Source organism: Sulfitobacter aquimarinus, assembly GCF_040149565.1.
In the GTDB taxonomy this organism is placed as follows: Bacteria; Pseudomonadota; Alphaproteobacteria; order Rhodobacterales; family Rhodobacteraceae; genus Sulfitobacter; species Sulfitobacter aquimarinus.
The window spans coordinates 398,703-422,519 of the sequence record NZ_JBEFLO010000003.1; the positions used below are offsets into that span (position 1 = coordinate 398,703).

Annotated in this window: 23 protein-coding genes; 14 read left to right on the forward strand and 9 right to left on the reverse strand. The window is 60.1% G+C overall.

What is annotated here, in order from left to right; genetic code table 11:
- Positions 1 to 92: 92 nt before the first annotated feature.
- Both ABMC88_RS08985 and ABMC88_RS08990 read left to right on the forward strand, forming a co-directional pair.
- Positions 93 to 1,280 (forward strand): aminotransferase class I/II-fold pyridoxal phosphate-dependent enzyme, encoded by a 1,188-nt coding sequence (locus ABMC88_RS08985; RefSeq protein WP_349576528.1) that lies wholly within the window; start codon positions 93 to 95, stop codon positions 1,278 to 1,280.
- Positions 1,281 to 1,292: 12 nt separating this feature from the next.
- Positions 1,293 to 4,361, forward strand: coding sequence for a DNA translocase FtsK (locus ABMC88_RS08990; protein ID WP_349576529.1), 3,069 nt, complete (start codon positions 1,293 to 1,295; stop codon positions 4,359 to 4,361).
- A 66-nt stretch (positions 4,362 to 4,427) separates the two neighbouring features.
- Here ABMC88_RS08990 and dps read toward each other — a convergent pair whose 3' ends face one another.
- The gene (dps, locus tag ABMC88_RS08995; protein WP_349576530.1) at positions 4,428 to 4,907 is read right to left on the reverse strand and encodes a DNA starvation/stationary phase protection protein Dps; all 480 of its coding nucleotides are present in this window, start codon (positions 4,905 to 4,907) and stop codon (positions 4,428 to 4,430) included.
- A gap of 163 nt (positions 4,908 to 5,070) precedes the next feature.
- On the opposite strand from dps, the gene ABMC88_RS09000 reads away from it, so the two are divergent.
- A complete protein-coding gene (locus ABMC88_RS09000; protein ID WP_349576531.1) occupies positions 5,071 to 5,667 on the forward strand; it encodes a LolA family protein in 597 nt (198 codons plus the stop codon).
- 41 nt (positions 5,668 to 5,708) lie between these two features.
- On the opposite strand, the gene ABMC88_RS09005 is transcribed toward ABMC88_RS09000, so the two are convergent.
- From ABMC88_RS09005 to ABMC88_RS09015, 3 genes are all read right to left on the reverse strand, one after another.
- The gene (locus ABMC88_RS09005) at positions 5,709 to 6,062 is read right to left on the reverse strand and encodes a VOC family protein (protein WP_349576532.1); all 354 of its coding nucleotides are present in this window, start codon (positions 6,060 to 6,062) and stop codon (positions 5,709 to 5,711) included.
- Entirely contained in the window at positions 6,059 to 6,643 is a 585-nt protein-coding gene (locus ABMC88_RS09010) for a transglycosylase SLT domain-containing protein (RefSeq protein ID WP_349576533.1), read from the reverse strand. The genes ABMC88_RS09005 and ABMC88_RS09010 overlap by 4 nt, the downstream gene beginning before the upstream one ends.
- 76 nt (positions 6,644 to 6,719) lie before the next feature.
- Positions 6,720 to 7,601, reverse strand: a complete 882-nt coding sequence (locus ABMC88_RS09015; RefSeq protein WP_349576534.1) for an AEC family transporter — start codon at positions 7,599 to 7,601, stop codon at positions 6,720 to 6,722.
- Positions 7,602 to 7,685: 84 nt separating this feature from the next.
- Here ABMC88_RS09015 and hspQ point away from each other — a divergent pair, with 84 nt between their 5' ends.
- Positions 7,686 to 8,012, forward strand: coding sequence for a heat shock protein HspQ (gene hspQ / locus ABMC88_RS09020; protein ID WP_349576535.1), 327 nt, complete (start codon positions 7,686 to 7,688; stop codon positions 8,010 to 8,012).
- Between the two features lie 3 nt (positions 8,013 to 8,015).
- Here the strand turns inward: hspQ and ABMC88_RS09025 are convergent, their stop codons facing one another.
- The 3 genes from ABMC88_RS09025 to ABMC88_RS09035 form a co-directional block, all read right to left on the reverse strand.
- Positions 8,016 to 9,593, reverse strand: coding sequence for a gamma-glutamyltransferase family protein (locus ABMC88_RS09025; RefSeq protein ID WP_349576536.1), 1,578 nt, complete (start codon positions 9,591 to 9,593; stop codon positions 8,016 to 8,018).
- A 244-nt stretch (positions 9,594 to 9,837) separates the two neighbouring features.
- Positions 9,838 to 10,293, reverse strand: coding sequence for an ATP-binding protein (locus ABMC88_RS09030; protein ID WP_349576537.1), 456 nt, complete (start codon positions 10,291 to 10,293; stop codon positions 9,838 to 9,840).
- Between the two features lie 24 nt (positions 10,294 to 10,317).
- Positions 10,318 to 10,656 carry an STAS domain-containing protein gene (locus tag ABMC88_RS09035; RefSeq protein WP_349576538.1) on the reverse strand — a complete coding sequence of 113 codons (339 nt, stop codon included), beginning with the start codon at positions 10,654 to 10,656 and terminating at the stop codon, positions 10,318 to 10,320.
- An 89-nt stretch (positions 10,657 to 10,745) separates the two neighbouring features.
- Here ABMC88_RS09035 and ABMC88_RS09040 point away from each other — a divergent pair, with 89 nt between their 5' ends.
- The 9 genes from ABMC88_RS09040 (at position 10,746) to rarD (ending at position 20,941) form a co-directional block, all read left to right on the forward strand.
- Complete coding sequence (locus tag ABMC88_RS09040; RefSeq protein ID WP_349576539.1) at positions 10,746 to 11,918, forward strand: thiolase family protein; 1,173 nt, start codon at positions 10,746 to 10,748, stop codon at positions 11,916 to 11,918.
- An 83-nt stretch (positions 11,919 to 12,001) separates the two neighbouring features.
- Positions 12,002 to 12,460, forward strand: coding sequence for a free L-methionine (R)-S-oxide reductase MsrC (locus ABMC88_RS09045; protein WP_349576540.1), 459 nt, complete (start codon positions 12,002 to 12,004; stop codon positions 12,458 to 12,460).
- 89 nt (positions 12,461 to 12,549) lie between these two features.
- On the forward strand, positions 12,550 to 13,122 hold the full coding sequence (locus ABMC88_RS09050; RefSeq protein ID WP_349576541.1) for a helix-turn-helix domain-containing protein: 573 nt from the start codon (positions 12,550 to 12,552) through the stop codon (positions 13,120 to 13,122).
- Between the two features lie 14 nt (positions 13,123 to 13,136).
- A complete protein-coding gene (locus tag ABMC88_RS09055) occupies positions 13,137 to 13,757 on the forward strand; it encodes a LysE family translocator (RefSeq protein ID WP_349576542.1) in 621 nt (206 codons plus the stop codon).
- A gap of 3 nt (positions 13,758 to 13,760) precedes the next feature.
- Positions 13,761 to 14,144, forward strand: coding sequence for a GFA family protein (locus ABMC88_RS09060; protein WP_349576543.1), 384 nt, complete (start codon positions 13,761 to 13,763; stop codon positions 14,142 to 14,144).
- A gap of 12 nt (positions 14,145 to 14,156) precedes the next feature.
- Positions 14,157 to 16,607, forward strand: a complete 2,451-nt coding sequence (locus tag ABMC88_RS09065) for a GcvT family protein (RefSeq protein WP_349576544.1) — start codon at positions 14,157 to 14,159, stop codon at positions 16,605 to 16,607.
- The gene (locus ABMC88_RS09070) at positions 16,604 to 17,506 is read left to right on the forward strand and encodes a homocysteine S-methyltransferase family protein (RefSeq protein WP_349576545.1); all 903 of its coding nucleotides are present in this window, start codon (positions 16,604 to 16,606) and stop codon (positions 17,504 to 17,506) included. The genes ABMC88_RS09065 and ABMC88_RS09070 overlap by 4 nt, the downstream gene beginning before the upstream one ends.
- Positions 17,507 to 17,518: 12 nt before the next feature.
- Positions 17,519 to 19,963 (forward strand): GcvT family protein, encoded by a 2,445-nt coding sequence (locus ABMC88_RS09075; RefSeq protein ID WP_349576546.1) that lies wholly within the window; start codon positions 17,519 to 17,521, stop codon positions 19,961 to 19,963.
- 69 nt (positions 19,964 to 20,032) lie between these two features.
- Positions 20,033 to 20,941, forward strand: a complete 909-nt coding sequence (rarD, locus tag ABMC88_RS09080; protein WP_349576547.1) for an EamA family transporter RarD — start codon at positions 20,033 to 20,035, stop codon at positions 20,939 to 20,941.
- Here the strand turns inward: rarD and ABMC88_RS09085 are convergent.
- The gene (locus ABMC88_RS09085; RefSeq protein ID WP_349576548.1) at positions 20,938 to 21,348 is read right to left on the reverse strand and encodes a nuclear transport factor 2 family protein; all 411 of its coding nucleotides are present in this window, start codon (positions 21,346 to 21,348) and stop codon (positions 20,938 to 20,940) included. The genes rarD and ABMC88_RS09085 overlap by 4 nt on opposite strands.
- A 77-nt stretch (positions 21,349 to 21,425) precedes the next feature.
- On the opposite strand from ABMC88_RS09085, the gene ABMC88_RS09090 reads away from it, so the two are divergent.
- Positions 21,426 to 22,073, forward strand: a complete 648-nt coding sequence (locus ABMC88_RS09090) for a pseudouridine synthase (protein WP_349576549.1) — start codon at positions 21,426 to 21,428, stop codon at positions 22,071 to 22,073.
- A gap of 312 nt (positions 22,074 to 22,385) precedes the next feature.
- Here the strand turns inward: ABMC88_RS09090 and ABMC88_RS09095 are convergent, their stop codons facing one another.
- The gene (locus ABMC88_RS09095) at positions 22,386 to 23,813 is read right to left on the reverse strand and encodes an aldehyde dehydrogenase family protein (RefSeq protein WP_349576550.1); all 1,428 of its coding nucleotides are present in this window, start codon (positions 23,811 to 23,813) and stop codon (positions 22,386 to 22,388) included.
- Between the last annotated feature and the right edge of the window lie 4 nt (positions 23,814 to 23,817).

A 23,817-nucleotide genomic window follows, 5' to 3' on the forward strand; every position in this document is an offset into this window, starting at 1 on the left:
ACAACTGGCGGAATTTTCCTAGACGGGGGCCGTGCGTTTAAGCTACCTTGGACGAAACGGGGCGATAACGATCCCGATCCGAGGCAGTTTTGATGAATTTTCCTGAGCGGTTTTCGAACCTTCCTGCTCATGCGTGGCCACGTTTGCGTGCACTTCTTGATGTGCACGAGGGGGGCGGCCCGCTGATCCAGATGACCATTGGCGAGCCGAAACATGTGTTTCCGGCTTGGGTCACTGACGTGATCGCCGAAAATGCCGCTGGTTTTAACAGCTATCCGCCCAACGATGGCTCGCCCGCGTTGCGTGGTGCCATCGCCGCATGGATCAACCGCCGCTACGGCGTGCCGGTGGATGCGGACACTCAGGTCATGGCTTTGAACGGCACGCGCGAGGGCTTGTATAATGCCGTCATCGCGCTGTGCCCCGAGACAAAGAACGGGCAGAAGCCCGCAATCCTGATGCCGAACCCGTTTTATCAGGTCTATATGATTGCTGCGATCTCGGGCAATTGTGACCCCGTCATGGTCAACGCGACCGAGGCCACGGGCCACTTGCCGGATTTTAATGCCGTGGACACCGCCACGCTGGACCGCACCGCCGCAGTCTACATCTGCTCACCCGCCAACCCGCAGGGGGCTGTGGCCAGCGCACAGTATTGGGAAGACCTGATCCGTCTGGCCGAAAAACACGATTTCCGCATTTTTGCAGATGAGTGTTATTCAGAGATTTACCGCGACACGCCCCCTGCGGGTGCGTTGCAAGTGGCGCACCGGATGGGCGCGGACCTGAACCGCGTTGTAATTTTCCACAGCCTCAGCAAACGCTCGAACCTGCCGGGCCTGCGGTCGGGCTTTTGCGCATCGGGCGCGGACGCCATGCGCGAGATAAAGCAGTTGCGCAACTACGCAGGCGCGCCTTTGCCTTTGCCGCTACAAGAAGCCGCTGCCGCCGTTTGGGCAGACGAGGCCCACGTGGAAGAAAGTCGTGCGCTTTATGCCGAAAAGTTCGACATCGCCGACCGTATCTTTGGCAACGTGGCGGGATACAGCAGCCCCGAGGCGGGGTTCTTCCTGTGGTTGCCTGTGGAAGACGACGAGGCCGCAGCCGTAAAGCTGTGGCGTGAAACAGGGGTCAAGGTACTGCCCGGCGGCTATCTGGCCCAAGACGTTCCCGGCGTCGAAAATCCGGGCAAGAAATATATAAGAGCGGCCCTTGTGGCCCCGAAAGAAGAGACAGAGCGGGGCCTTCAGGCCATCCGCGACTGTCTTTATGCGGTTTAAGAGGGACGAGTAATGGCATATCAAACACGCGGCCGCGAGCCGCTGCTGGACAGCACAACATCGGAAGCACTGGAGAAACGCGGCAAGGAATTGCTGGGCGTTTTGCTGGTGGTGCTGGGTGTCATGGCGGCGATGATGATCGGCAGTTACACGCCCGATGATCCCAACTGGATGTTGGCCACCGACGCGCCTGCGCAAAACTGGCTGGGGCGCATGGGTGCCTCTCTTGCCGCTCCGCTGTTTATGATTGTGGGCTGGGGCGCTTGGGGCTTGGCCGTTGTGCTGCTGGTCTGGGGGCTGCGCTTTGCGCTGCACCGCGGGCAGGAACGTGCGATGGGCCGTCTGATCTTTGCCCCGATTGCGATGGCTTTGGGTGCGATTTATGCCGCGACACTGACGCCCAATGCCGAATGGCTGCAAACCCACAGCTTTGGCTTGGGCGGCTTGTTTGGTGATACTGTGATGGGCATGATCCTGACCATCCTGCCGATCGGGTCGACCTTCACGGTCAAGCTGATGTCGTTTGTCATGGGCCTTGGCATCATAGCACTTGGCGCCTTTGTGCTGGGCTTTACCCGCGCTGAATTGTCGAACTTTGGTCGTTTCCTGCTGGTCGGCACGATCATGGCCTATGCGATGCTGATGAACCTTCTGGGGCGTGGTGCGTCCGGTGCGATGGGTGCTGCCCAGGGGTTGCAAGCCAAACAGGCAGAGCGCCGCGCGCAGCGTCAAGCCGAAGCACAGCAACTGTCGGAATACGCCGAGGCCGAGGCCCGCGCAGAGGCCCAGGTCGCCCCTGCCGCCGCCCGTATGCCCAAAATTATCTCCAGCCGTGTCGTCGCGGCGGAGCCCGAATATGCGCCAGAGTTGGAAGTGGAAACCGACCCCGCCGCCGATCTGGAAGCCAAGAAAAGCCTGTTGGCCCGTATGCCCGGCCTGATCAAACGCCCCGATGTCATGCCAGAGCCTGAGTTGGTCGAGACAGCGCTTGCGCCAGAGCCTGTGCAAGCCCCGGATACCGACCGCATCAAGACCAAGATTTCGGATGTAATCAAAAACCGCGTGCGCACCACCAATGCCGTGCATGTGCCTGCGACTGCGCCTTTGACGCGGGGGCGGGGCCGTGGTCCTGACCCGCTGTTGCTCAATACCGCGCGGGCAGAGCCGCCTTTGACCGCCGCCGCGGCTGTGGCGCCGACCGCACCGCAACCAAAGCTGACCGCGCGGGTTATCCCGACTGCACCGCCCGCCCCCGTATACGACGATCCCACTCCGTCCGAGAGCTATGACGCGGTGACCGAAGCCTATGACGACTACGCGCTGGACGAGACGAATATTTTTATCGAGCCGCAGGTCGTCGCCGAAGACCTGCCCGTTGCGCCGCCTGAACCGACACCAGCACCCGCACCCATGCCAGCTGCTGCACCCGTTGCCGCCGCGCCGCAAATCCCTGTGGCCGAGCCAAAGCGCGTCGTCATGCCAATGACCCGCAAGCCCGTGCCGCAAAGCAAACAGGCCAAGGCCGAAGCACAGCCCGCGCTATCGTTCGACGACAGCCACCCCGGGTTCGAACTGCCACCGCTGAGCCTGCTTGAATCCGTCGATAGTGTCCCCCGCCTGCATCTGAGCGATGAGGCGTTGGAAGAAAACGCCCGTATGCTGGAGACGGTACTGGATGATTACGGCGTCAAAGGCGAAATCGTCGCAGTGCGCCCCGGCCCTGTTGTCACTATGTACGAGCTTGAGCCCGCGCCCGGTTTGAAAGCAAGCCGCGTGATCGGTTTGGCCGACGACATCGCACGTTCCATGGCGGCGCTGTCTGCGCGTGTCTCTACCGTGCCGGGCCGCAGCGTGATCGGGATCGAACTGCCGAACGAGAACCGCGAAAAGGTTGTCCTGCGCGAAATCCTGTCGTCGCGTGACTTTGGCGATGGCAACCAGAACCTTCCGCTTGCCTTGGGCAAGGACATCGGCGGCGAGCCTGTGGTGGCGAACCTTGCCAAGATGCCTCACCTTTTGATCGCGGGTACGACGGGCTCGGGTAAATCCGTGGCGATCAACACGATGATCCTGTCGCTGCTATACAAGCTAAGCCCCGAAGAATGCCGCATGATCATGATCGACCCCAAGATGCTGGAACTGTCGGTCTACGACGGCATTCCGCATCTGCTTTCGCCGGTTGTGACGGACCCGAAAAAGGCGCTGGTCGCGCTGAAATGGACCGTGGGCGAGATGGAAGACCGCTATCGCAAGATGTCCAAAATGGGCGTGCGCAACATCGAAGGCTACAACGGCCGCGTGAAAGAAGCGCTGGCCAAGGGCGAGATGTTCAGCCGTACGGTTCAGACCGGATTTGACGACGATACTGGCGAGCCAATCTTCGAGACGGAAGAGAACACACCCGAAAAGCTGCCCTATATTGTCGTCATCGTGGACGAGATGGCCGACCTGATGATGGTCGCGGGCAAAGAGATCGAGGCCTGCATCCAGCGTCTGGCGCAGATGGCGCGTGCATCGGGTATCCACCTGATCATGGCGACGCAGCGCCCGTCGGTGGACGTGATCACCGGCACGATCAAGGCGAACTTCCCCACGCGGATCTCGTTTCAGGTTACGTCCAAGATCGACAGCCGCACCATCCTTGGTGAAATGGGCGCCGAGCAACTTCTGGGCATGGGTGACATGCTGTACATGGCGGGTGGTTCCAAAATTGTGCGCTGTCACGGCCCGTTTGTCAGCGACGAAGAGGTTGAGGAAATCGTTAACCACCTCAAGCAATTCGGCGAGCCTGACTATGTCTCGGGTGTGGTAGAAGGTCCGTCCGATGACAAAGAAAGCGACATCGACGCGGTGCTGGGCCTGAACACTGGCGGCAACACCGACGGGGAGGACGCGCTGTATGACACCGCCGTGCAGATTGTGGTGAAAGACCGCAAATGCTCCACCTCCTATATCCAACGCAAACTCGCGATCGGCTATAACAAGGCTGCCCGTCTGGTTGAGCAGATGGAGGACGAGGGTCTTGTCTCTCCTGCCAACCACGTGGGTAAACGTGAGATACTTGTGCCAGAGCAGGGATAACCTCCTCCCGCTCCGGCACCCTCGTGAGAATGGCCTCCTTGCTCAGAAGGGGGCCATTTTTTTGTGCTAGACCTTTGCGTTGGCCCCGATGAACCACGCGTCCTTGTCGATGATCGAGCTGACTTCGGTGAACAGGTCCTCTGTCACGGCATCGCCTGCATCTGCGGTTGTGGCGATCGCCTCCCGCAGCGCGGCACCTACAGACTTGTACCGTTCGGTGAGTGCCGCAACGTGACCTTCAATATCGACCAGATCAGTGGGATAGGGCGCGACAGATGTCTTGCCGCTGACCTCTTCAACAGTGCCTTTGGCCTGACCGCCCAGAACGACAGTCCGCTCTGCCATAAGATCGGCACCTTCGCGCAGCCGCTCGGCCACATCATCCAGCAACTCGTGTACGCCGATGAATCCTGGGCCTTTGAGGGTCCAATGCGCCTGTTTCACCGCAAGCGTGAGCGAAATCATATCCGCCAAGCGTGCGTTCAGCAGTCCCACGACCTTGTGCCGGGCCTGATCGTCGATACCTGATGCAAATACTTCGTTCATGGGGAACTCCTGTGTTTTTGTTAGCTTCGCAAGAATAACAACCCGCACAGGGCATTGGTTCCATGGTGGCAACTACATGCTCATTTTCCCGTTGATATCGTATAACCACCCAAGACACTCTATATTGAGTTGAGCAAAGAAGAATAAGCTACAGGACAATGATATGCGAATTTTGAAAACACTTGCGCTGGGCGCGGCGATTGCCATCGCAGCAAGCGGTGCCATGGCTGACAAACTGCCGTTGGGCAGCATTAGTAAATACCTCAACGCGATGAGCACGGCCAAAGGGGATTTTACGCAGATCAACAGTGATGGCACCATCTCGACGGGGACGATCTATATCAAACGCCCGGGCCGTGTGCGTTTTGAGTATAACGCACCCGACACGGGGCTGGTGGTGGCAGGGTCCAACACGGTTGTGATCTATGACACCAAGTCGAACCAACCGCCCGAAAGCTATCCGCTATCGCGCACGCCGCTGTCGATCATTCTGGCGCGGAACGTGAACCTCAATCAGGCCAAGATGGTCACAGGCCACGCCTATGACGGAACCGCCACCACAGTCACCGCACAAGACCCCGAGAACCCGCAATACGGCAACATCCAGATGAAGTTTACGGGCCCCAACCCCGAGCTGCGTCAATGGATCATCAATGACGGCAATGGCAGCCAGACGACGGTTATTCTGGGAGAGTTGAAAAAGGGCGGCAATCTGTCCAACAGATTGTTCGACACCAGTGCAGGCAGCTCCGACCGCTGACGCGCACGTTTGAACAAAGGGGGTGGTGTGACGCGCCGCCCCTAACCCATATGCGCTGATATATTGATCAGTTTGCCTGCAGGGTCAGTTACGAAAAATCGTCGAATACCCCACGGCTCATCCGTGAGCGGATAGTAGACCTTCAGACCCATCGCGGTTGCACGGGCATAGATGGCGTCCACGTCATCCACCTCAATCGACAGATCAGGCACTGCCGCGCCCGATCCCCCTTCCGAGGCAATGTTGATCTGGGTGGCGTTGGGCGCAGGCCCCGCAAGGGTCGCGATCCAGCCGAGGTCCATCACCAGATCAAGCCCCAGCAGGTCGCGGTAGAATGCGATTGTCTGCTCGGGGTTGGGGCTCGCGATGTTGGCGACGATCCGTTTGACGATCACCGCAAACGGCAGCCCGCGATTTGGTCGCGGTACATGGCCGATCTGTTTTCGACCTTACCTGCAACGGCCACAAGCCACGGTTTGCGGTTATAGCTGGCTTTGCGGAAGCCGGTGTGGCCCTCGTGATAGGCCAGATACTGGTTGCGCGCATCGGACAGCGCGATGCCGTTCCGCTCGCGACTGATGTTCATATACCAGCCCATGAAATCGGTCGCGTCTTTGATCTTGTTGCGCCGCGCACCGAAGCGGTTTTCAGCCTTGCGGTATTCGTCCCATGTGGCGTCCAGCGCCTGACCGTAACCGAACGCGCTGGACTGGCGGCCCATGGGGATCACCCCCAGCACATAGCGGAAGGGCGTGCGCGCATCGCCGACGAATTTGCTTTCCTGATGGATGGTGGCCATCTGCACGTGAACGGGAATGCCCCATTTGCGCTGGGTGGCTTTGAACGCTTTGTGATAGTCGGGGCGCTGTTTGAGAATCGAACACGCGTTGTCCAGATTCCGTGGCGGAGTCGTGGACGAGCCGCCGCAACTGGACAGCAACAGGACGATAATCATAGCGCGAAGGGGGTTTTTCATCTGCCTACGCCTCAAGTCGTTTATTATATATTTTGCCCGATCATACCGCAGCCACGCGGCGATTTACAGTAAAATCCTATAATACCAGCGCCAAAAGAAGCGGTAATGCGCCGACCGAGATCAGCGTCGAGACAACAACCAGCCCCGCCACAGATTGCGCGTCAGCGCCGTATTTCTCGGCCAGCAGATAAGAGGTAACAGCAACGGGTGTCGCGACCTGCAGCACCAACACCCCAAAGGCCACGGGATCCAGATCAAAGGCAAGGCCCGCCCCCCACGCAATGGCCGTACACAGCACCAGCTTAATGATTGACAGGACTACCGCACGGCCCACGCCTTTGGGTGTCAGCCGCGCCACGGCCACGCCCAAAGTGATCAACATCAGCGGGATCGCCATCTGCCCGATCAGTTCAAGTGTGTTGGTCATGAACTTGGGCGTCTGCCAGTCCTGCCACAAAAACAGCCCGCCCAAAAGCGTGGCCCAAACCAGCGGCTCGCGGAGGACTTTGCCAAAACTGCCCGACCCCGCAACCAGCCAGATGCCAAAGGTAAACGTCCAGACCGCCATAATGGCAAACACAACCACAGCATAGCCAAGCCCCTCTGGCCCGAAGGCAAAAAGCGCCAAGGGCAGACCGATGTTGCCTGTATTCCCAAAGATCATCGGCGCGGCGTAGGTTCGCGTGCTCAACCCTGTGACCTTCACCAGAAACAGCGCCACCACCGTTACCACGCCATACGCCACCAGCGTCGCCAGCGACAGCGCGGTAAGGGCGGCGGGGTCAATCTGCGTCTGCATCAGCGCGGTGAAAATCAGGCAGGGCACCGCCAGCGTTGTCGCCAGTTGCGTGACAAAGTTGATCCGGTATTCAAACCCCAGCTTGATCCAGCCAAACCCGACCCCCGCCAGTAAAAACACAGGGGCCACGATCTCTAGGACGGTTAGTGTCAAGTTCACAGACTGTTTCCTTTAAGGAAGCGGCAATTGTTGGACAAAATAAGCTTGTTTCGGTACGTGTCCGAAGGTAGGGAGCGCCTTGCAATGATTAGAACGCGCGCAAAATATCATCTGGGCCAGATTGTCCGTCATAAGAAACACCCTTTTAGAGGGGTGATTTTTGACGTCGATCCCGAATTCGCGAATACCGAAGAATGGTACGAATCGATTCCCGAAGACAGCCGTCCCGTGAAGGACCAGCCGTATTATCACCTGCTGGCCGAAAACGATCAAAGCTATTACGTCGCTTATGTGTCCGAGCAGAACCTTGTTGCGGATTATTCGGGGGAGCCTGTCGACCACCCCGATATCTCCGATTTGTTCGGCCCGTTTGAAAACGGTGCCTACCCGCTGCATTTCCAACTGAACTGAGCCTTAGTAGCCCAGCGCACAGCCGTCTTTGCGCGGGTCCGAGGCCCCCTCCAGCACGCCACTTTCGTGGATTTTGACCGCCTGCGCGCCGCCAATGGCGGTCTTCGGGATCGCGACCGTGTGGCCCTTGTCCGAAAGCTCGGTACGGACGGCATCGGAATAGCCACGTTCGACGTTCAGTGTACCGTTGTCCGTGAACGCACGTGGTGCGTCGATAGCGGCCTGCGGGTCCATCCCGAAATCTGTGATGTTGCTGGCAAACCGCGCATGGCCCGTTGACTGATACGCCCCGCCCATCACGCCAAAGGGCATGATGACGCGCCCGTTCTGGCGCACCATACCCGGGATGATCGTATGCATCGGGCGCTTGCCGCCCTTCATCTCGTTCGGGTGCCCTTCCTCGAGAGTAAAGCCCGCACCACGGTTCTGCATCAGCAGCCCGAACTTATCCGTCCCGATGCCAGAGCCGAAGCCGTGGAAGATAGAATAGATGAGCGAGACCGACATGCCGTCGCCGTCCACAACCGTGATATAGATCGTGTCCTTATGTACTGATTCTGTCAGCGCCGCAGGGCTTTGCATCGCCTTTGCGGGATCAATCAACGCGGCGAGGCGCTTGGCCGTATCCATCTCAAGCATGTAATCTGCGCGGGTGGCATAGTCGGCGTCGGCGAGGAAACGGTTGCGGGCGTCATAGGCCAGCTTGGTCGCCTCTGCCTCGATATGCACGCGCTGCGCGCCGAGCGGATCCATGCCCGCCATGTCGAACTGTGACAGGATGTTGAGCAGCAGGATCGCGGTCGCGCCTTGGCCGTTTGGCGGATGCTCGACCACTTCGATGTCTTTATAGGTACCGCTGATCGGCGCGGTCGACGTACACGCAACCGCGGCAAAGTCATCCGCCGTGTGCACCCCGCCAGCCGCATTCAGCGCGGCAAGCATATCTTCGGCAACCTCGCCGGTATAGAAGGCATCGCGCCCTTCACGGGCAATCCGCCGCAGCACTTCAGCCTGCCCGGGGGCGCGGAAAATGTCGCCCGCTTTGGGCGCTTTGCCATTCATCAGGAACTTGTCCCGCGCCACGCCTTGCAGCGTATCCGCATCATTGGCCCAGTCAAATGCAACACGGGGTGCGACGACCACGCCGTCTTCGGCATAGCGGATCGCGGAGGCCAGAACGGCATCCAGCCCCAGCTTGCCCACGGTGTCGGACAAATGACAAAACGCATCCACCGCACCCGGAATAGTGACGGCATGTGCTGATCCGAGCGGCACGGCCGTCTCACCCGCATCGCGCAGCAGGCTAGCGTCCAGCGCCGCAGGCGCGCGCCCCGATCCGTTGAGCGCATGTACCTTGTCGCTGCCGCCTTCAGACCAAAGGACAAAACAATCCCCGCCGATGCCGGTCATCTGCGGCTCACAAATCCCCAGCAAAACAGCCCCCGCAATCGCGGCATCCATGGCGTTGCCGCCCCGCTCCAGCACATCAATCGCGGCTTTTGCCCCCAATGGGTGAGATGTGGCGCACATGCCGCCTGTGGCAAGTACAGGGGAACGGCCCGGGAAATGGAAATCGCGCATCAGGAAAGCCTCGCATAAAATTCTCGTCACGCGGAACCTAGTGCGATCTGGCGGGGGTGCCAATGCGAATGATGCTGTTTGGGGGGAAGTGCTCCGGCGTCGCGTACTGGGTGGGGGCAATTAAACGCGACGCCGAAGGAAGCTTTATGCAGCTACAAGAAAGGGTATGACGGGTAAGCATGGCAAATTTGTGATGCGTCTGGGGCGGGTTTAAGGTATTGCGATGACCTTATTCGGGTCCGCGTCAATTTGACGAAAGGCGCACAGGCAGCAGCAGGCTCAGGTGGTTCCTGTCCCCGATGCGGGCATATCGGACCCGCGATGCCAGACTGTGGATCATAAACCAGCCAAACCCGCCCTCAGGCATGTCGGCATAGGGTACATCCAGGTCAGGCTCTCGTGCGGTTGGTGCGACCCCTTGCGGCATTTCCTGCCCTTGGTCGATGATGGTCAGGTGCAGCCCGCTGTCGCGATACTGCCCCTGCACCTCGATGATCGTCTCGCCTGTGGATGTCGCCAAAGCGTGTTCCACAACATTATTGAGCGCTTCTGCCAGCGCCAATTCGACCGTGCCAGCGTCATCGGGAGTAAGTGACAAAGGGTCAAGGGCGTCCATGATGCGGGCCAGCCCGCCCCGCACTGCCTGCTCCTCTCCGCGTAAAGAGATACTGAAGGGCGCTATGCGTGGTGGTTCACCCATAGGCGTCACTCTTGATGTGCCGACTCACCCTTGCAGCGCTGCCAGTGCGGCATCAACCGTGGGGAATACGCTGAATACGGAATCCATCCGCGTCAGGCGGAACACTTTGTCGACCGTTGGCGACAGCCCCGCCAGCACCAGCTTGCGGCCGTCATGTAGGTTTTTCATCACAGCAACAATTGCGCCCAGCCCGCTGGAGTCGATAAACTGGACATGGTTCAGATCCAGCAAAACGGTGTCAGGGCCACCTGACGTCAATTCTCGCATCCGGTCCTTGAACGACAAGGCCACAGCCGCATCGATACGCTGTTCCTGCACGGTGACGATCTGAAGGCTCGCTTCTATTGAGCTGCTAAGTTCCATGTTATATTCCTGCAAAGATTGCGTGCGACCATTGCTAAAACGAATTGGCTAACAACCGGTAAGCGCCAGCACATAACGGGAGATCGAATATGCAAAAAGTAGTGATCGCAGGGGCGTCACGCACGCCAATGGGCGGGTTTCAGGGGGCATTCAGCACGATGACCGCCGCCGATTTGGGCGGGGCTGCCATTCGGGCCGCATTGCACGGCGCAGGCCCCGCACAGGTGGACGAGGTCCTGATGGGGTGTGTTCTTCCAGCAGGGCAGGGACAGGCCCCCGCCCGTCAGGCGGGCTTTGCTGCGGGCTTGGGCGAAGAAGTGCCTGCAACGACGCTGAATAAAATGTGCGGCTCCGGCATGAAGGCCGCGATGATCGGCTATGACCAGATCGCCCTTGGCCATACCGATGTGATGGTCGCAGGCGGCATGGAAAGCATGACAAACGCGCCCTACGTGCTGCCCAAAATGCGCGGCGGTGCGCGGTTGGGCCATGGCGCGGTGGTGGATCATATGTTCCTCGACGGGCTCGAAGATGCGTATGACAAAGGTCGCCTGATGGGCACCTTCGCCGAAGACTGCGCAGAGGAGTTCCAGTTCACCCGCGAGGTTCAGGACGACTACGCGCTCGCATCCCTCGCCCGTGCGCTGGAGGCGCAGGAAAACGGGGCTTTTGCCGATGAAATCGCGGCCGTCGATGTGCCCTCCCGCAAGGGCGCTGTAACACTTGATGCGGATGAGCAGCCCAAAACCGCCCGACCCGATAAAATCCCCCAGCTCAAGCCCGCCTTCCGCGAGGGTGGCACGGTTACCGCTGCCAACTCCTCCTCCATCTCCGACGGCGCAGCGGCCCTCGTTCTCGCCTCCGAAGCCGCGGCCAAGGATCAGGGCCTTACCATCCGCGCCCACATCCTCGGCCACGCCAGCCATGCGCAGGCCCCCGGCCGCTTCACCACCGCCCCCGTGCCTGCGGCTCAAAAGCTGCTGGCAAAACTCGGCTGGCAAAAAGAAGACGTCGACCTGTGGGAGGTGAACGAAGCCTTCGCCGTTGTCCCGCTCGCTTTTATGCAGGAAATGGGCCTGCCCCATGACCGCGTCAACGTAAACGGCGGCGCTTGCGCGCTGGGCCACCCCATCGGCGCCTCGGGCGCACGCATCATGGTGACCCTCCTCAACGCCCTCGAAAAACGCGGCCTTAAACGCGGCATCGCCGCGATCTGCATCGGCGGCGGCGAAGGCACCGCCATCGCGATAGAGCGTAGCTGACCCCCCAACACCAACTTTTCTTTATTTTGCCCTTAAACTCATCGCGGCCCCTTGGGGCCGCCTTCAACAGACAAGACACCAAAATGCCCGTAAACTATGCAGAGCTGTCCCAAACCCTCACCTCCCTCACCGAGGGCGAAACCGATGCCGTTGCCCTGATGGCGACAGTCGCCTGCGAGGTGCATCACAGCGACGATCGCTTCGACTGGACGGGGTTTTACCGTGTAACCGCGCCAGAGCTGCTCAAGATCGGTCCCTATCAGGGCGGCCACGGATGTCTGGTTATTCCTTTCGCCCGTGGTGTCTGCGGCGCGGCGGCGCGCAGCGGCAAGGTGCAGCTCGTACCGGATGTCGAGGCGTTCGACGGCCACATCGCCTGTGCCAGTTCCACAAGGTCAGAACTGGTCCTGCCGGTCTTTGATGGAAACGACAAACTGCTGGGTGTCTTTGACCTCGATAGCGACCAGCCGGATGCTTTTACCCAAACCGACGCGGATGCTTTGCAGGAAATTTTACAGCAAATTTTCAAGCACGTGAAATAATATTAGATTTTTTCACGAACTCCTGACAAAGCTAGAGCACGGCGCCGATCAACAGGATTCGGCACCCCGCCGTTTTTGTCAGAGGTACCATGCACCACGACCTGCCGCATATCTCCCACACGCTTGGCGCTGACTTGCGCGCCCTGCGCCGCGCGCGGGGTATGACACTCAGCGATACGGCGCTGGCACTGGGGCGCTCTGTCGGGTGGCTCAGTCAAGTTGAGCGGGACAAATCCGATCCCTCCATCGCCGACCTGCGCCAAATCGCGGCGGTGTTTGATGTCCCCGTCTCGATCCTCTTCCGTCACGAAGCGGCCCCCGCCTCCGAGGCGGGGTTCATTGTGCGGGCAGGGGCGCGGCGGCCCATGGGCTCGTCTACCGAAGGGCTGGTCGAGGAACTGTTGTCGCCCGACCTCACCGATGACTTCGAGATGGTGCATTCGACCTTCCTGCCGCACAGCCGCATCAAAGACGCCGTGACCCGCCCGACCCAAGAGGTTGGCTATGTGATTTCAGGCACGCTCGAGATCGAGATCGCAGGCACGGCCCATACCCTGACCGCAGGCGATAGTTTCCGCGTGCGCGGCGAGCCGTTTCGCTGGGCCAATCGCACCCCAGATCCCGCTGTGGCGATCTGGGTCATCGCCCCGCCGGTGTATTAGGATGGCAGTCCCGCATGAGCTTTGAGGCATGGACCATCTTCGCAGTCTTCTGGGTGATCTTCGTAACCACGCCCGGCCCCAATGCGGTGAATTGCATCAACAACGGGATGCAATTAGGGATGCGCCGCGCATGGGTCGGTGTCGCGGGCATCCTGACCCAAGCGGCACTTTTCCTCACGCTCTCGGCGCTGGGCGTCACGGCATTGATTGCCGCATCATCAACGGCCTTCACCGCGGCCAAACTGCTGGGCGCGGCCTTCCTCATTTACCTCGGCCTGCGCGGTATTATTCAGGCCCGCAAAGCTGTCAGGATCGAGGAACGGCCCGCGAAATCCGTCTATCTGCGGGCGCTGGCCATCGCGACGATCAATCCCAAAAGCGTCGCAGGCTACCTCGCGGCGTTCAGCCAGTTCGTGCAGCCAGATGTCCCGATTCGGGAGCAGATGCTGGTGATCTTCCCTACCGCGCTCATCCTCACCGCGCTCAGCTATACGGGGTTTACCGCCTTGGGTGCAGGCATTGGCCGTGCGGCACTGGGGGATGTGTTCAACGTCTGGGTGCGCCGCATTATGGGCACGTGTTTCATTATATACGGCGTCTTGCTGGGCGCTGCATCTACGCCGGTCAGGGGGTAACACATGCACAACGGATCATGCCTGTGCGGCGACGTCCGCTATACGCTGGACGGCGACCTGCGCCCGTCTGTGGCGTGCCACTGCGTGCAGTGTCGCAAGACCTCGGGCCATTATGTGTCGGCCACACAGGTAGCGGCGGCACAACTGAAAATTACCCACAGCACGACATTGCAGTGGTACCAATCCTCCCCCAAGGCCGAGCGGGGCTTTTGCAACCGCTGCGGATCATCGCTGTTCTGGCGCCATGCCGACGACGGCGGCGCGGTTTCTGTGATGTCGGGCACGCTGGACGGGGCCACAGGGATCATTACTGCCAAGCACATCTATGTCGCCGACAAAGGCGATTATTACGACATCGCGGATGATCTTCCGCAACACGCACAATAACGGAGTATCCTCATGTCTGATTTCCCAACTACAGCCCGCGTCGTTATCATCGGTGGCGGCGTTGTCGGCACCTCGACGCTGTATCACCTCGCGAAAGAGGGCTGGAAGGACTGCGTTCTGCTGGAAAAGAACGAACTGACGGCGGGCTCGACGTGGCACGCGGCGGGCAACTGCCCCAACTTCTCCAGCAGCTGGGCCGTGATGAACATGCAGCGCTACGGGCTAGAGATGTACCGCACGCTGGGCAAGGACGTCGATTACCCGATGAACTACCACGTCACAGGCGCCCTGCGGCTGGCCCATAGCAAAGAGCGCATGATGGAGTTCGAGCGGGTGATGAGCATGGGCGCGTATCAGGGTCTGGATATGGGTATGCTGACCCCTGAAGAATGCAAAGACTATAATCCGTTCATGGAGGTCCACGACCTTGAGGGTGCACTGTGGGACCCGCTGGATGGCGACATCGACCCCGCACAGCTGACCCAGGCGCTGGCCAAAGGGGCGCGTGATAACGGTGGTCGGATTGAGCGGTTCTGCCCTGTTGAGGGGCTTGACCGTGACGGCGACGAATGGATCGTGAAAACGCCCAAAGGCGAAATCCGCGCGCAATACGTCGTCAACTGCGCGGGCTATTATGCGCAGCGCGTGGGCGAGATGTTCAAACCCTTCGGCGGGCGTACCGTCCCCATGGTCGTCATGTCGCACCAGTATTTCCTGACGGGGCAACTGCCCGAGCTTGAGGCGTGGACCAAGGAGAAGGGCCACAAGATGCCGATGATCCGCGACGTGGACATCAGCTATTACCTGCGTCAGGACAAAAGCGGGCTGAACCTCGGCCCGTACGAGCGTAACTGCAAGGCCCACTGGGTCACGCCCGAAGACCCGATGCCCGAGGACTTCTCCTTCCAGCTCTACCCCGACGATCTGGAGCGGCTTGAGTTCTACATCGAAGACGCGATGGAGCGGGTGCCCCTGTTGGGCCAAGGCGGGGTTGAGCGGAATATCAACGGTCCGATCCCCTATGCGCCCGATGGCCTGCCAATGATCGGCCCGATGCCGGGTGTGAAGAACGCCTTTGAAGGTCATTCGTTCACCTTTGGCATCGCGCAGGGCGGCGGGGCTGGCAAAGTGCTGGCCGAATGGATCATGCACGGCGAAACAGAGCTGGACATGTGGGCCGTCGATCCGCGCCGCTATACCGATTACACCGATCACGATCACTGTCTGTCAAAGGCGCTTGAGACCTACGGCCACGAATACGCCATGCACTTCCCGCACCACGAATGGCCCGCGGGGCGCGACAAGAAGCTGTCCCCCAACCACGCGGCGCTGCAATCATCGGGTGCGCAGTTCGGCGCCTATAACGGATGGGAGCGGGCCAATTGGTTTGCCAAAGACGGCGATGACACCTCGGAAGAGAGCACACAGACATGGGACCGCAACGGCCCGTGGTCCGTGCGTATCAAAGAGGAAGTCGAGGCCGTGCGCGACCATGCAGGTGTTCTCGATATGCCGGGCTTTTCGCGCTATGCGCTGAGTGGTGAAGGTGCCGCCGAATGGCTGCGCGGGCAGACGTCTGGCGCGCTGCCCAAAGTGGGCCGTATGAATCTTGCCTATTTCACCGACAGCCGTGGCCGTATCCTGACCGAGATGACCGTGATCCGCTGGGGCGAGGATGACTTTTGGTTGATGACGGCTGCTGTCGCCTTGTGGCATGACTTTGAGCTGTTGAAAGGGCGTATGCCTGCCGATAGCTCGCTGAGCCTAACCGACATCACCAACGACTGGTCGACCCATATCGTCACCGGCCCCGCCGCCCGCGATATTCTGGCAGGCATGACCGACGGCGATCTGGCCGCCACATGGATGTCGATCCAGGACGCCACGGTCGCAGGCAAAGCGGCCAAGCTGTTCCGCGTGTCCTTCGCAGGTGAGCTGGGCTGGGAGGTCCATACCAAGTTCGACGAAAGCCCTGCCGTCTATGACGCGATCATCGCCGCAGGGGCCAAGCCGTTCGGCATGTACGCCCTGAACTCCATGCGGATCGAAAAAGGCTACCGGACGTGGAAGGGCGACCTGTCCACCGATTACACCATGCTGGAGGCGGGTCTGGACCGTTGGGTCAAGCTCGACAAGCCTCAAGACTTTATCGGCAAAGCTGCCCTCGCGGCCCAAGCCAAAGAAGGCATCAAGAAGCGGTTCGTCACTATGACCGTCGAGGCGGGCGACCAGGACGCGCCCTATATGTCCACAGTCTACCACAACGGCGAAGTGGTGGGCGAGACGACCTCGGGCGATTGGGGTTACCGCATTGGCAAGTCCGTGGCGCTGGGCACCATCCGCGCTGATCTGGCTGTGGCGGGAACGGAGTTGGAAATTAACATTTTTGGTCGTATGTGCAGGGCAACAGTGCAACCTGATGCCCCGCTGTGGGATCCGCAAAATGAAAGACTACGTGCATGACAAATATTACCCTGCTGGACGGCTCTATCGGACAAGAATTGGTCAAGCGCAGCGCGAGCGCACCGACACCTCTTTGGTCCACGAATGTGATGATGGAAGAGCCACATCTGGTGCGGGCCGTGCACGATGACTATTTCGCGGCTGGAGCCACAGTGGCCACGACCAACAGCTATGCCGTCCACCGCAGCCGTCTGGAGCGTGTGGATTTGGCAGACCGTCAGGGCGATCTGATCAAAACCTCGGTGGATCAGGCCGTGGCGGCGCGGGATGCGCAGGGTGGCGGGCAGGTCGCGGGCGCGCTTGGGCCGTTGCTGGCCAGCTACCGTCCTGACCTGACGCCTGATGTGGCCCTCGCAACCGAACGTTTTGCCGAAAAGATCGCCATGCTGGGCGACCGCGTGGACGTGCTGCTGGCCGAAACCGTCAGTTCCTTGCAAGAGGCCGAGGGAATCTTTCAGGGCTATGCGGCCTCAGGCTCGGACAAGCCGCTGTGGATGGCGTTTTCGGTTGATGATGTTGACGGGACCAAGCTGCGCTCGGGCGAGCCATTGTTTGTGGTGACGGAGATGATCAACCACTACAAACCCGCCGCTGTGCTGATCAACTGCTCGCTGCCCGAGGCGATTACCCAAGGGCTGCCGATCCTGACGGATTGCGGTCTGCCGTTTGGGGCTTATGCCAATGGGTTCACCATGATCAGCGACGGCTTCAAGGAAGACGCGCCCACGGTTGACGCGCTGACGGCGCGTACCGATCTGACGCCCGAAGCCTATGCCGATCACGTCATGAACTGGGTTGGCGCGGGTGCCACTATCGTCGGGGGCTGCTGCGAAGTCGGCCCCGATCACATCGCTGAAATCGCTCGTCGTCTTCGGGACGCGGGCCACACAATCGTCTAGAAAGGTCACTCAATGGCTGCTGTTCCTGCGCATGCGCGTGTCGTTATCATCGGGGGCGGCGTCATTGGCTGCTCGGTTGCGTATCACCTGACCAAACTGGGGTGGAAAGACGTGGTGTTGCTGGAGCGCAAGCAGCTGACCTCGGGCACCACATGGCACGCGGCGGGCCTGATTGCGCAGCTGCGGGCGACGGCGAACATGACCAAGCTCGCGAAATACTCGCAAGAGCTTTACGGCAACCTTGAGGCCGAGACGGGCGTGGCCACCGGCTTTAAACGCTGCGGGTCGATCACGGTGGCGCTGACGGACGAGCGCCGCGAAGAGATTTTCCGCCAAGCGGCCATGGCCCGCGCCTTTGGTGTGGATGTGGAAGAAATCACCGCCAAGGAAGTGCTGGAACGCTATGAGCACCTGAACATCGAAGGGGTCACGGGCGCTGTGTACCTCGACAAAGACGGGCAGGGTGATCCCGCCAACATCGCGCTGGCCATGGCCAAAGGCGCGCGTCAGGGCGGGGCAAAAGTGATCGAGCGCACGGCCGTGACAGGCGTGACCAAAGAAGGCCGCCGCATCACCGGCGTCGATTGGCAAAACGGCGAAGAGAGCGGCCACATTACCGCCGACATGGTCGTGAACTGTGGCGGCATGTGGGGCCATGCAGTGGGCAAAATGACAGGCACGAATGTGCCGCTGCACGCGTGCGAACACTTCTACATCGTGACCGAGGCGATCAAGGGCCTCTCGCAACTGCCCGTCCTGCGCGTGCCAGACGAATGCGCCTATTACAAAGAAGACGCGGGCAAGATGCTGCTGGGCGCGTTTGAGCCTAACGCAAAACCTTGGGCGATGGACGGCATTCCCGCCGATTTCGAGTTCGACCAATTGCCCGAAGACTTCGACCACTTCGAGCCGATCCTCGAGGCCGCCGTGGAGCGGATGCCCATGCTGGCCGAAGCGGGCATCCACACGTTCTTTAACGGCCCCGAAAGCTTTACCCCCGACGATGCCTACCACCTTGGGCTGGCCCCCGAGATGGACAATGTCTGGGTCGCGGCGGGCTTTAACTCTATCGGGATCCAGTCGGCGGGTGGCGCAGGGATGGCGCTGGCGCAGTGGATGGATACGGGCGAAAAGCCATTCGATCTGGGTGATGTGGACATCAGCCGCATGCAGCCCTTCCAAGGCAACAAAACCTACCTGTTCGAGCGGTCGAAAGAAACGCTCGGCCTGCTTTATGCCGATCACTTCCCCTACCGCCAGAAGGCCACGGCCCGTGGCATCCGCCGCACGCCATTCCATGCGCATCTGCTAGAACATGGCGGCGTCATGGGCGAGATCGCAGGCTGGGAGCGTGCAAACTGGTTCGCCCGCGAGGGGCAAGCGCCTGAATACGAATACTCGTGGAAGCGGCAGAACTTTTTCGACAACGTCGCAGAGGAACACAACGCCGTGCGCACCAATGTCGGCATGTACGACATGTCGTCCTTCGGCAAACTACGGGTCGAGGGGCGCGATGCGGAAGCCTTCCTCAACTACATCGGCGGCGGCGATTATGCCGTGCCAGTGGGCAAGATCGTCTATACCCAATTCCTCAACCGGACGGGAGGGATCGAGGCGGATGTTACCGTGACACGCCTGTCCGAGACCGCCTATCTGGTTGTCACCCCCGCCGCCACACGGCTGGCCGACGAGACATGGATGCGCCGCCAACAGGGTGACTTCAACGTGGTGATCACGGATGTGACGGCGGGCGAAGGGGTGCTGGCCATCATGGGGCCAAACGCGCGCAAGCTGCTGCAAGCCGTCTCGCCCAATGATTTCAGCAATGATGTGAACCCCTTTGGCACCGCCCAAGAGATCGAGATCGGGATGGGCCTCGCCCGTGTGCACCGCGTGACCTACGTGGGCGAGCTGGGCTGGGAAGTCTACATGAGCACCGATCAGGCGGGCCACGTGTTCGAGACGCTGCATGCAGCGGGTCAGGATATAGGCGTGAAGCTGTGCGGGATGCACATGATGGATACCTGCCGCCTTGAGAAAGGTTTTCGCCACTTCGGGCACGACATCACGTCCGAGGATCATGTGCTGGAAGCGGGGCTGGGCTTTGCCGTCAAAACGACCAAGCCTGATTTCATCGGGCGCGACGCCGTGCTGGCGAAGAAAGAGGCGGGGCTGGACATGCGGATGGTACAGTTCAAACTCACCGATCCCGAGCCGCTGCTGTATCACAACGAGCCGATCGTGCGGAACGGTCAGATCGTTGGCTACCTCAGCTCGGGCGGGTATGGCCACCACGTCGGCGCGGCAGTCGGCATGGGCTATGTGCCGTGCAAAGGCGAAAGCGTCGCAGAACTGCTCGCGTCAGATTTCGAGATTGACGTCATGGGGACGCGGGTGCGGGCCGAAGCCTCGCTCAAACCGATATATGATCCCAAATCCGAACGGGTGAAGGTGTAGCGGGTACAATCTAGCGCTTTCACAGGCGGGCGGTTTCCCCTACCTCTCTGAGGGATAAGGGAGACCGCCATGAACACGCCAGCCAGCCAAGCCCAAGATACACCGCAAGGGTTGTTGTTTGCGGGCGGTGCCTATGTGTTCTGGGGCTTCTTGCCGCTGTATATGAAACTACTGAGCCATATGCCCGTGGGCGAGGTGATTGCTCACAGGATCATCTGGTCGGTGCCGATTGCTGCACTGGTGCTGATTGTGCTGCGCCGGACCCAAGATTTGCGAGATGCATTTCGCAATCCGCGCATGGTTGCGATGGGCTGTGTGACGGCTGCGCTGGTATCGTTGAACTGGGGTTTTTACGTCTATGCGGTGGTGACGGACCGTGCGCTGGATGCGGCGATTGGCTATTACATTAACCCGTTGTTCAGCATTTTTCTGGCCGCTGTGATCCTGCGTGAGCGTCTGAATGTCGCGCAACTGGTTGCTGTCGCGATTGCGGGCATCGCGGTTCTGGTATTGGTTTTCGACGCAGAGGAAACCCCGTGGCTTGCCTTTGGAATGATGCTGACATGGGGTTTTTACGCATTGGCAAAGCGCAGCCTGCCCATTGGTCCGAACCAGGGCTTCCTGATGGAGGTGTTGATCCTGCTGCCGCCTGCGCTTGGCTATGCGGTCTATCTGGTAACGACCGGCGGCGTGCATTTCCTTGCGGGAGACGCACGCGACACGTGGCTGTTGCTGGGCTGCGGGTTGGTCACGGCGCTGCCGCTGATGTGTTATGCCAATGGCGCCAAACGGCTGCGCCTGTCGACCATCAGCATCATGCAGTACATCGCGCCGACCATGATTATGCTCAACGCTGTGTTTATATTCGGCGAGCCGTTTGGCCGCGCCCGCGCCATCGCACTACCGCTCATCTGGTTGGCGCTGGTGATCTATACCGTTTCGATGGTGCGCCAGATGCGGTCCCAAAAGGCGACCTAGGTCAGCGCGGATTTGTGTTTCAGGAACGCAGGGTCCTTGGAAACCCTTTCGTTCATCGCAGCCCGCAGTGCGCCGATGGTTTTATGCGGGCGCATCACAACCTCAAAGGTTTGCATCAACCCGTCATCATTCAGCGTGATCAGATCGACCCCGACACAATCCAGCCCCTCGACCTTGCATTGAAACTCCAACGCCCAATCATTGCCTGACCCCATGACGCGGCGGTATTCGAAATCGTGAAACACCTCGTTCACGTGCCCCAAAACGGCGGCAACTGCATCGCGCCCGTTCCATGTCGCCCAATAGGTCGGCGGCTGGAATGTGACGTCTTCGGCCATGAGAGAAGGAACCTTGGAATGGTCATTGGCAAGGACGTAGTCGTGGAATTTCTGGATCGTGGGATGCATGTGTAAGTCTCCTGTTTCATGCAAGCCTGCCATGAGCCGGGTTGAAAACCTACCCTGCACGTGGGACTGAGAGCCCTATGGACGCAACGTATTCCCCACCCGACGATCCGCTGGAGGTGCTTCACCTCGACCATGAAGTGATCCTTGTGAACAAACCGGCAGGCTTGTTGTCTGTTCCGGGCAAAGGGCCGCATCTGGCCGATTGCCTGCTTGCGCGGGTGCAAACGGCGTTCCCCGATGCGCTACTGATCCACCGTTTGGACCGTGACACATCCGGAGTGATGATTTTTGGCCTGACGCGGCACGCGCAGCGCCATCTGGGGCTACAGTTTGAAAAGCGGATGACGAAAAAGACCTATGTCGCGCGGGTCTGGGGTGTCCCGTCTGAGAAGGCAGGCACAGTTGATCTGCCGCTTATCGTCGATTGGCCCAACCGCCCGCGACAAATGGTATGCCACGAGACGGGCAAAAGCGCCCAAACCGATTGGCGTGTGGTCAAAGACGAGGGCGACACTGCCCGAGTGCGCCTGACCCCCCTCACAGGGCGAAGCCACCAGCTTCGGGTTCATATGCTCAGCCTCGGCCACCCGATCCTGGGTGATCCGTTTTACGCCACGGGGCCCGCGTTGGAATTTCCGCGCATGATGCTGCATTCAGAGGAGTTGCGGTTTCACCACCCCGACGGAGGACAGTCCACACGCGTGCGCAGCAAGGCGCCATTCTAACGCGACCACAGCGCCCGCCGTTAATTCGGGATTGAGTTTAAAGGCAAAATAAAGAAGCGATGAACCGTGGTGAAAGAACACCACCCCGCCCGTCCGGGGTGAGGTGGTGCTTCTTCACTTTGCACGCGGGGTAGCTCTCCAGCGGTCCGCGCTCTTCAACGGTAGCCAATCAAGGTTAACGAGAGTTTAAGGAGCGAAGGCCGCGTTCTTTATTTTGCCTTTAAACTCAATCCCGCACTCTCAACCAATGGGCGGGTGGATAGAGAAAGGGCCACCCGAAGGCAGCCCTTTCGTCGTCTTAATTATTGGGGATTATTCGGCGGCCCAACCCGAGACGGCCTTTACCTCGAGGAATTCTTCGAGACCAAAGACGCCGCCTTCGCGGCCATTGCCGGATTGTTTGTAGCCGCCAAAGGGCGAGCCTTGGGCGAAGCCTTGGCCGTTTGTCTCGACCATGCCAGAGCGCAGGCGGCGGGCGACGCGGCGGCGTTTCTCGTCGTCGCTGGTCTGGACGTAGTTGGTCAGGCCGTAGGGGGTGTCGTTGGCGATGGCGATGGCCTCTTCCTCTGTCTCGAAGGGGATGATCGACAGAACCGGGCCAAAGACTTCTTCGCGGGCGATCGTCATGTCGTTTGTTACATCGGCAAAGACGGTCGGTTTGACATAGTAGCCACGGTTGAGGCCGTCGGGGCGGCCCAAGCCACCTGCGGTGAGGCGGGCCTCGGCCATGCCTTTTTCGATCAGGCCCTGGATCTTGTTGTATTGCGCCTCGGACACGACGGGGCCGATCTGTTTGCCTTCTTCCGACGCGGGGCCAACATGGGTGTTGGTCGCAACCTCGGAGGCAGATGCCACGGCTTCATCGTAGCGCGATTTATGCACCAGCATACGGGTCGGCGCGTTGCACGACTGGCCCGAGTTGCGGAAGCAGCGGATCGCACCCTGCTTGGCCGCTTTGGGGTCGGCGTCTTCAAAGATGATGTTGGCGCCTTTGCCGCCCAACTCAAGGCTGACGCGCTTGAGCGTGTCTGCCGCGGCTTTGGAGATCGCGATGCCCGCGCGGGTCGAACCTGTGAAGCTGACCATGTCAACATCGGGGTGCGCGCTCAGCTGGCTGCCGACGCCTACACCGTCGCCGTTCACAAGGTTGAACACACCTGCGGGGAAGCCTGCCTCGTCCACAAACTCGGCGAACAGCACGCCCGACAGGGGTGCGATTTCGGAGGGTTTCAGCACAACGGTGTTGCCTGTGGCCAGTGCGGGGATCACCTTGAGGATGATCTGGTTCATCGGCCAGTTCCAAGGTGTGATCAGCGCGCAGACGCCGATGGGCTCCAGCAGGGTCTTTTCGGTCGCGGTAAAGTCACGCTCGAACGAGAAATCTTCAAACGCGTTAAGGAACCCGCCGATGTGCCATGTGCCTGCGCCCACTTGCTGTGCGCGGCTGAGATTGATGGGCGCGCCCATTTCCATCGACATGGCTTGCGCCATTTCTTCCTGACGGCGGTCATATATCTCGGCCAGCTTTTTGATCAGCGCGGTACGCTCCTCTTTGGAGGTCTGTGACCAGCTGTCAAATGCGCCGCGTGCGGCAGCCACGGCTGCGTTGGTGTCGGCTGCGTCGCCAAGCGAGATAACGGCGCACTGTTCTTCTGTGGAGGGGTCAATGACAGCGAAATCATTGGCGGCAGCGGGGGCGGTCCACTGACCGTTGATGTAGAAATTGCGATGCTCCAACATGGGA

Excerpts from the sequence above, each read along its gene's own strand:
- ABMC88_RS09060 (WP_349576543.1), top strand. The coding sequence starts at position 13,761 with ATGCACAACGGATCATGCCTGTGCGGCGACGTCCGCTATACGCTGGAC.
- ABMC88_RS09000 (WP_349576531.1), top strand. The coding sequence starts at position 5,071 with ATGCGAATTTTGAAAACACTTGCGCTGGGCGCGGCGATTGCCATCGCA.
- hspQ (WP_349576535.1), top strand. The coding sequence starts at position 7,686 with ATGATTAGAACGCGCGCAAAATATCATCTGGGCCAGATTGTCCGTCAT.
- ABMC88_RS09075 (WP_349576546.1), top strand. The coding sequence starts at position 17,519 with ATGGCTGCTGTTCCTGCGCATGCGCGTGTCGTTATCATCGGGGGCGGC.
- ABMC88_RS08990 (WP_349576529.1), top strand. The coding sequence starts at position 1,293 with ATGGCATATCAAACACGCGGCCGCGAGCCGCTGCTGGACAGCACAACA.
- ABMC88_RS09090 (WP_349576549.1), top strand. The coding sequence starts at position 21,426 with ATGGACGCAACGTATTCCCCACCCGACGATCCGCTGGAGGTGCTTCAC.
- ABMC88_RS09095 (WP_349576550.1), bottom strand. The coding sequence starts at position 23,813 with ATGTTGGAGCATCGCAATTTCTACATCAACGGTCAGTGGACCGCCCCC.
- ABMC88_RS09055 (WP_349576542.1), top strand. The coding sequence starts at position 13,137 with ATGAGCTTTGAGGCATGGACCATCTTCGCAGTCTTCTGGGTGATCTTC.
- ABMC88_RS09040 (WP_349576539.1), top strand. The coding sequence starts at position 10,746 with ATGCAAAAAGTAGTGATCGCAGGGGCGTCACGCACGCCAATGGGCGGG.
- rarD (WP_349576547.1), top strand. The coding sequence starts at position 20,033 with ATGAACACGCCAGCCAGCCAAGCCCAAGATACACCGCAAGGGTTGTTG.
- ABMC88_RS09070 (WP_349576545.1), top strand. The coding sequence starts at position 16,604 with ATGACAAATATTACCCTGCTGGACGGCTCTATCGGACAAGAATTGGTC.
- ABMC88_RS09030 (WP_349576537.1), bottom strand. The coding sequence starts at position 10,293 with ATGGGTGAACCACCACGCATAGCGCCCTTCAGTATCTCTTTACGCGGA.
- ABMC88_RS09085 (WP_349576548.1), bottom strand. The coding sequence starts at position 21,348 with ATGCATCCCACGATCCAGAAATTCCACGACTACGTCCTTGCCAATGAC.
- ABMC88_RS09045 (WP_349576540.1), top strand. The coding sequence starts at position 12,002 with ATGCCCGTAAACTATGCAGAGCTGTCCCAAACCCTCACCTCCCTCACC.
- ABMC88_RS09050 (WP_349576541.1), top strand. The coding sequence starts at position 12,550 with ATGCACCACGACCTGCCGCATATCTCCCACACGCTTGGCGCTGACTTG.
- ABMC88_RS09065 (WP_349576544.1), top strand. The coding sequence starts at position 14,157 with ATGTCTGATTTCCCAACTACAGCCCGCGTCGTTATCATCGGTGGCGGC.
- ABMC88_RS08985 (WP_349576528.1), top strand. The coding sequence starts at position 93 with ATGAATTTTCCTGAGCGGTTTTCGAACCTTCCTGCTCATGCGTGGCCA.
- ABMC88_RS09025 (WP_349576536.1), bottom strand. The coding sequence starts at position 9,593 with ATGCGCGATTTCCATTTCCCGGGCCGTTCCCCTGTACTTGCCACAGGC.
- ABMC88_RS09035 (WP_349576538.1), bottom strand. The coding sequence starts at position 10,656 with ATGGAACTTAGCAGCTCAATAGAAGCGAGCCTTCAGATCGTCACCGTG.
- ABMC88_RS09010 (WP_349576533.1), bottom strand. The coding sequence starts at position 6,643 with ATGAAAAACCCCCTTCGCGCTATGATTATCGTCCTGTTGCTGTCCAGT.
- dps (WP_349576530.1), bottom strand. The coding sequence starts at position 4,907 with ATGAACGAAGTATTTGCATCAGGTATCGACGATCAGGCCCGGCACAAG.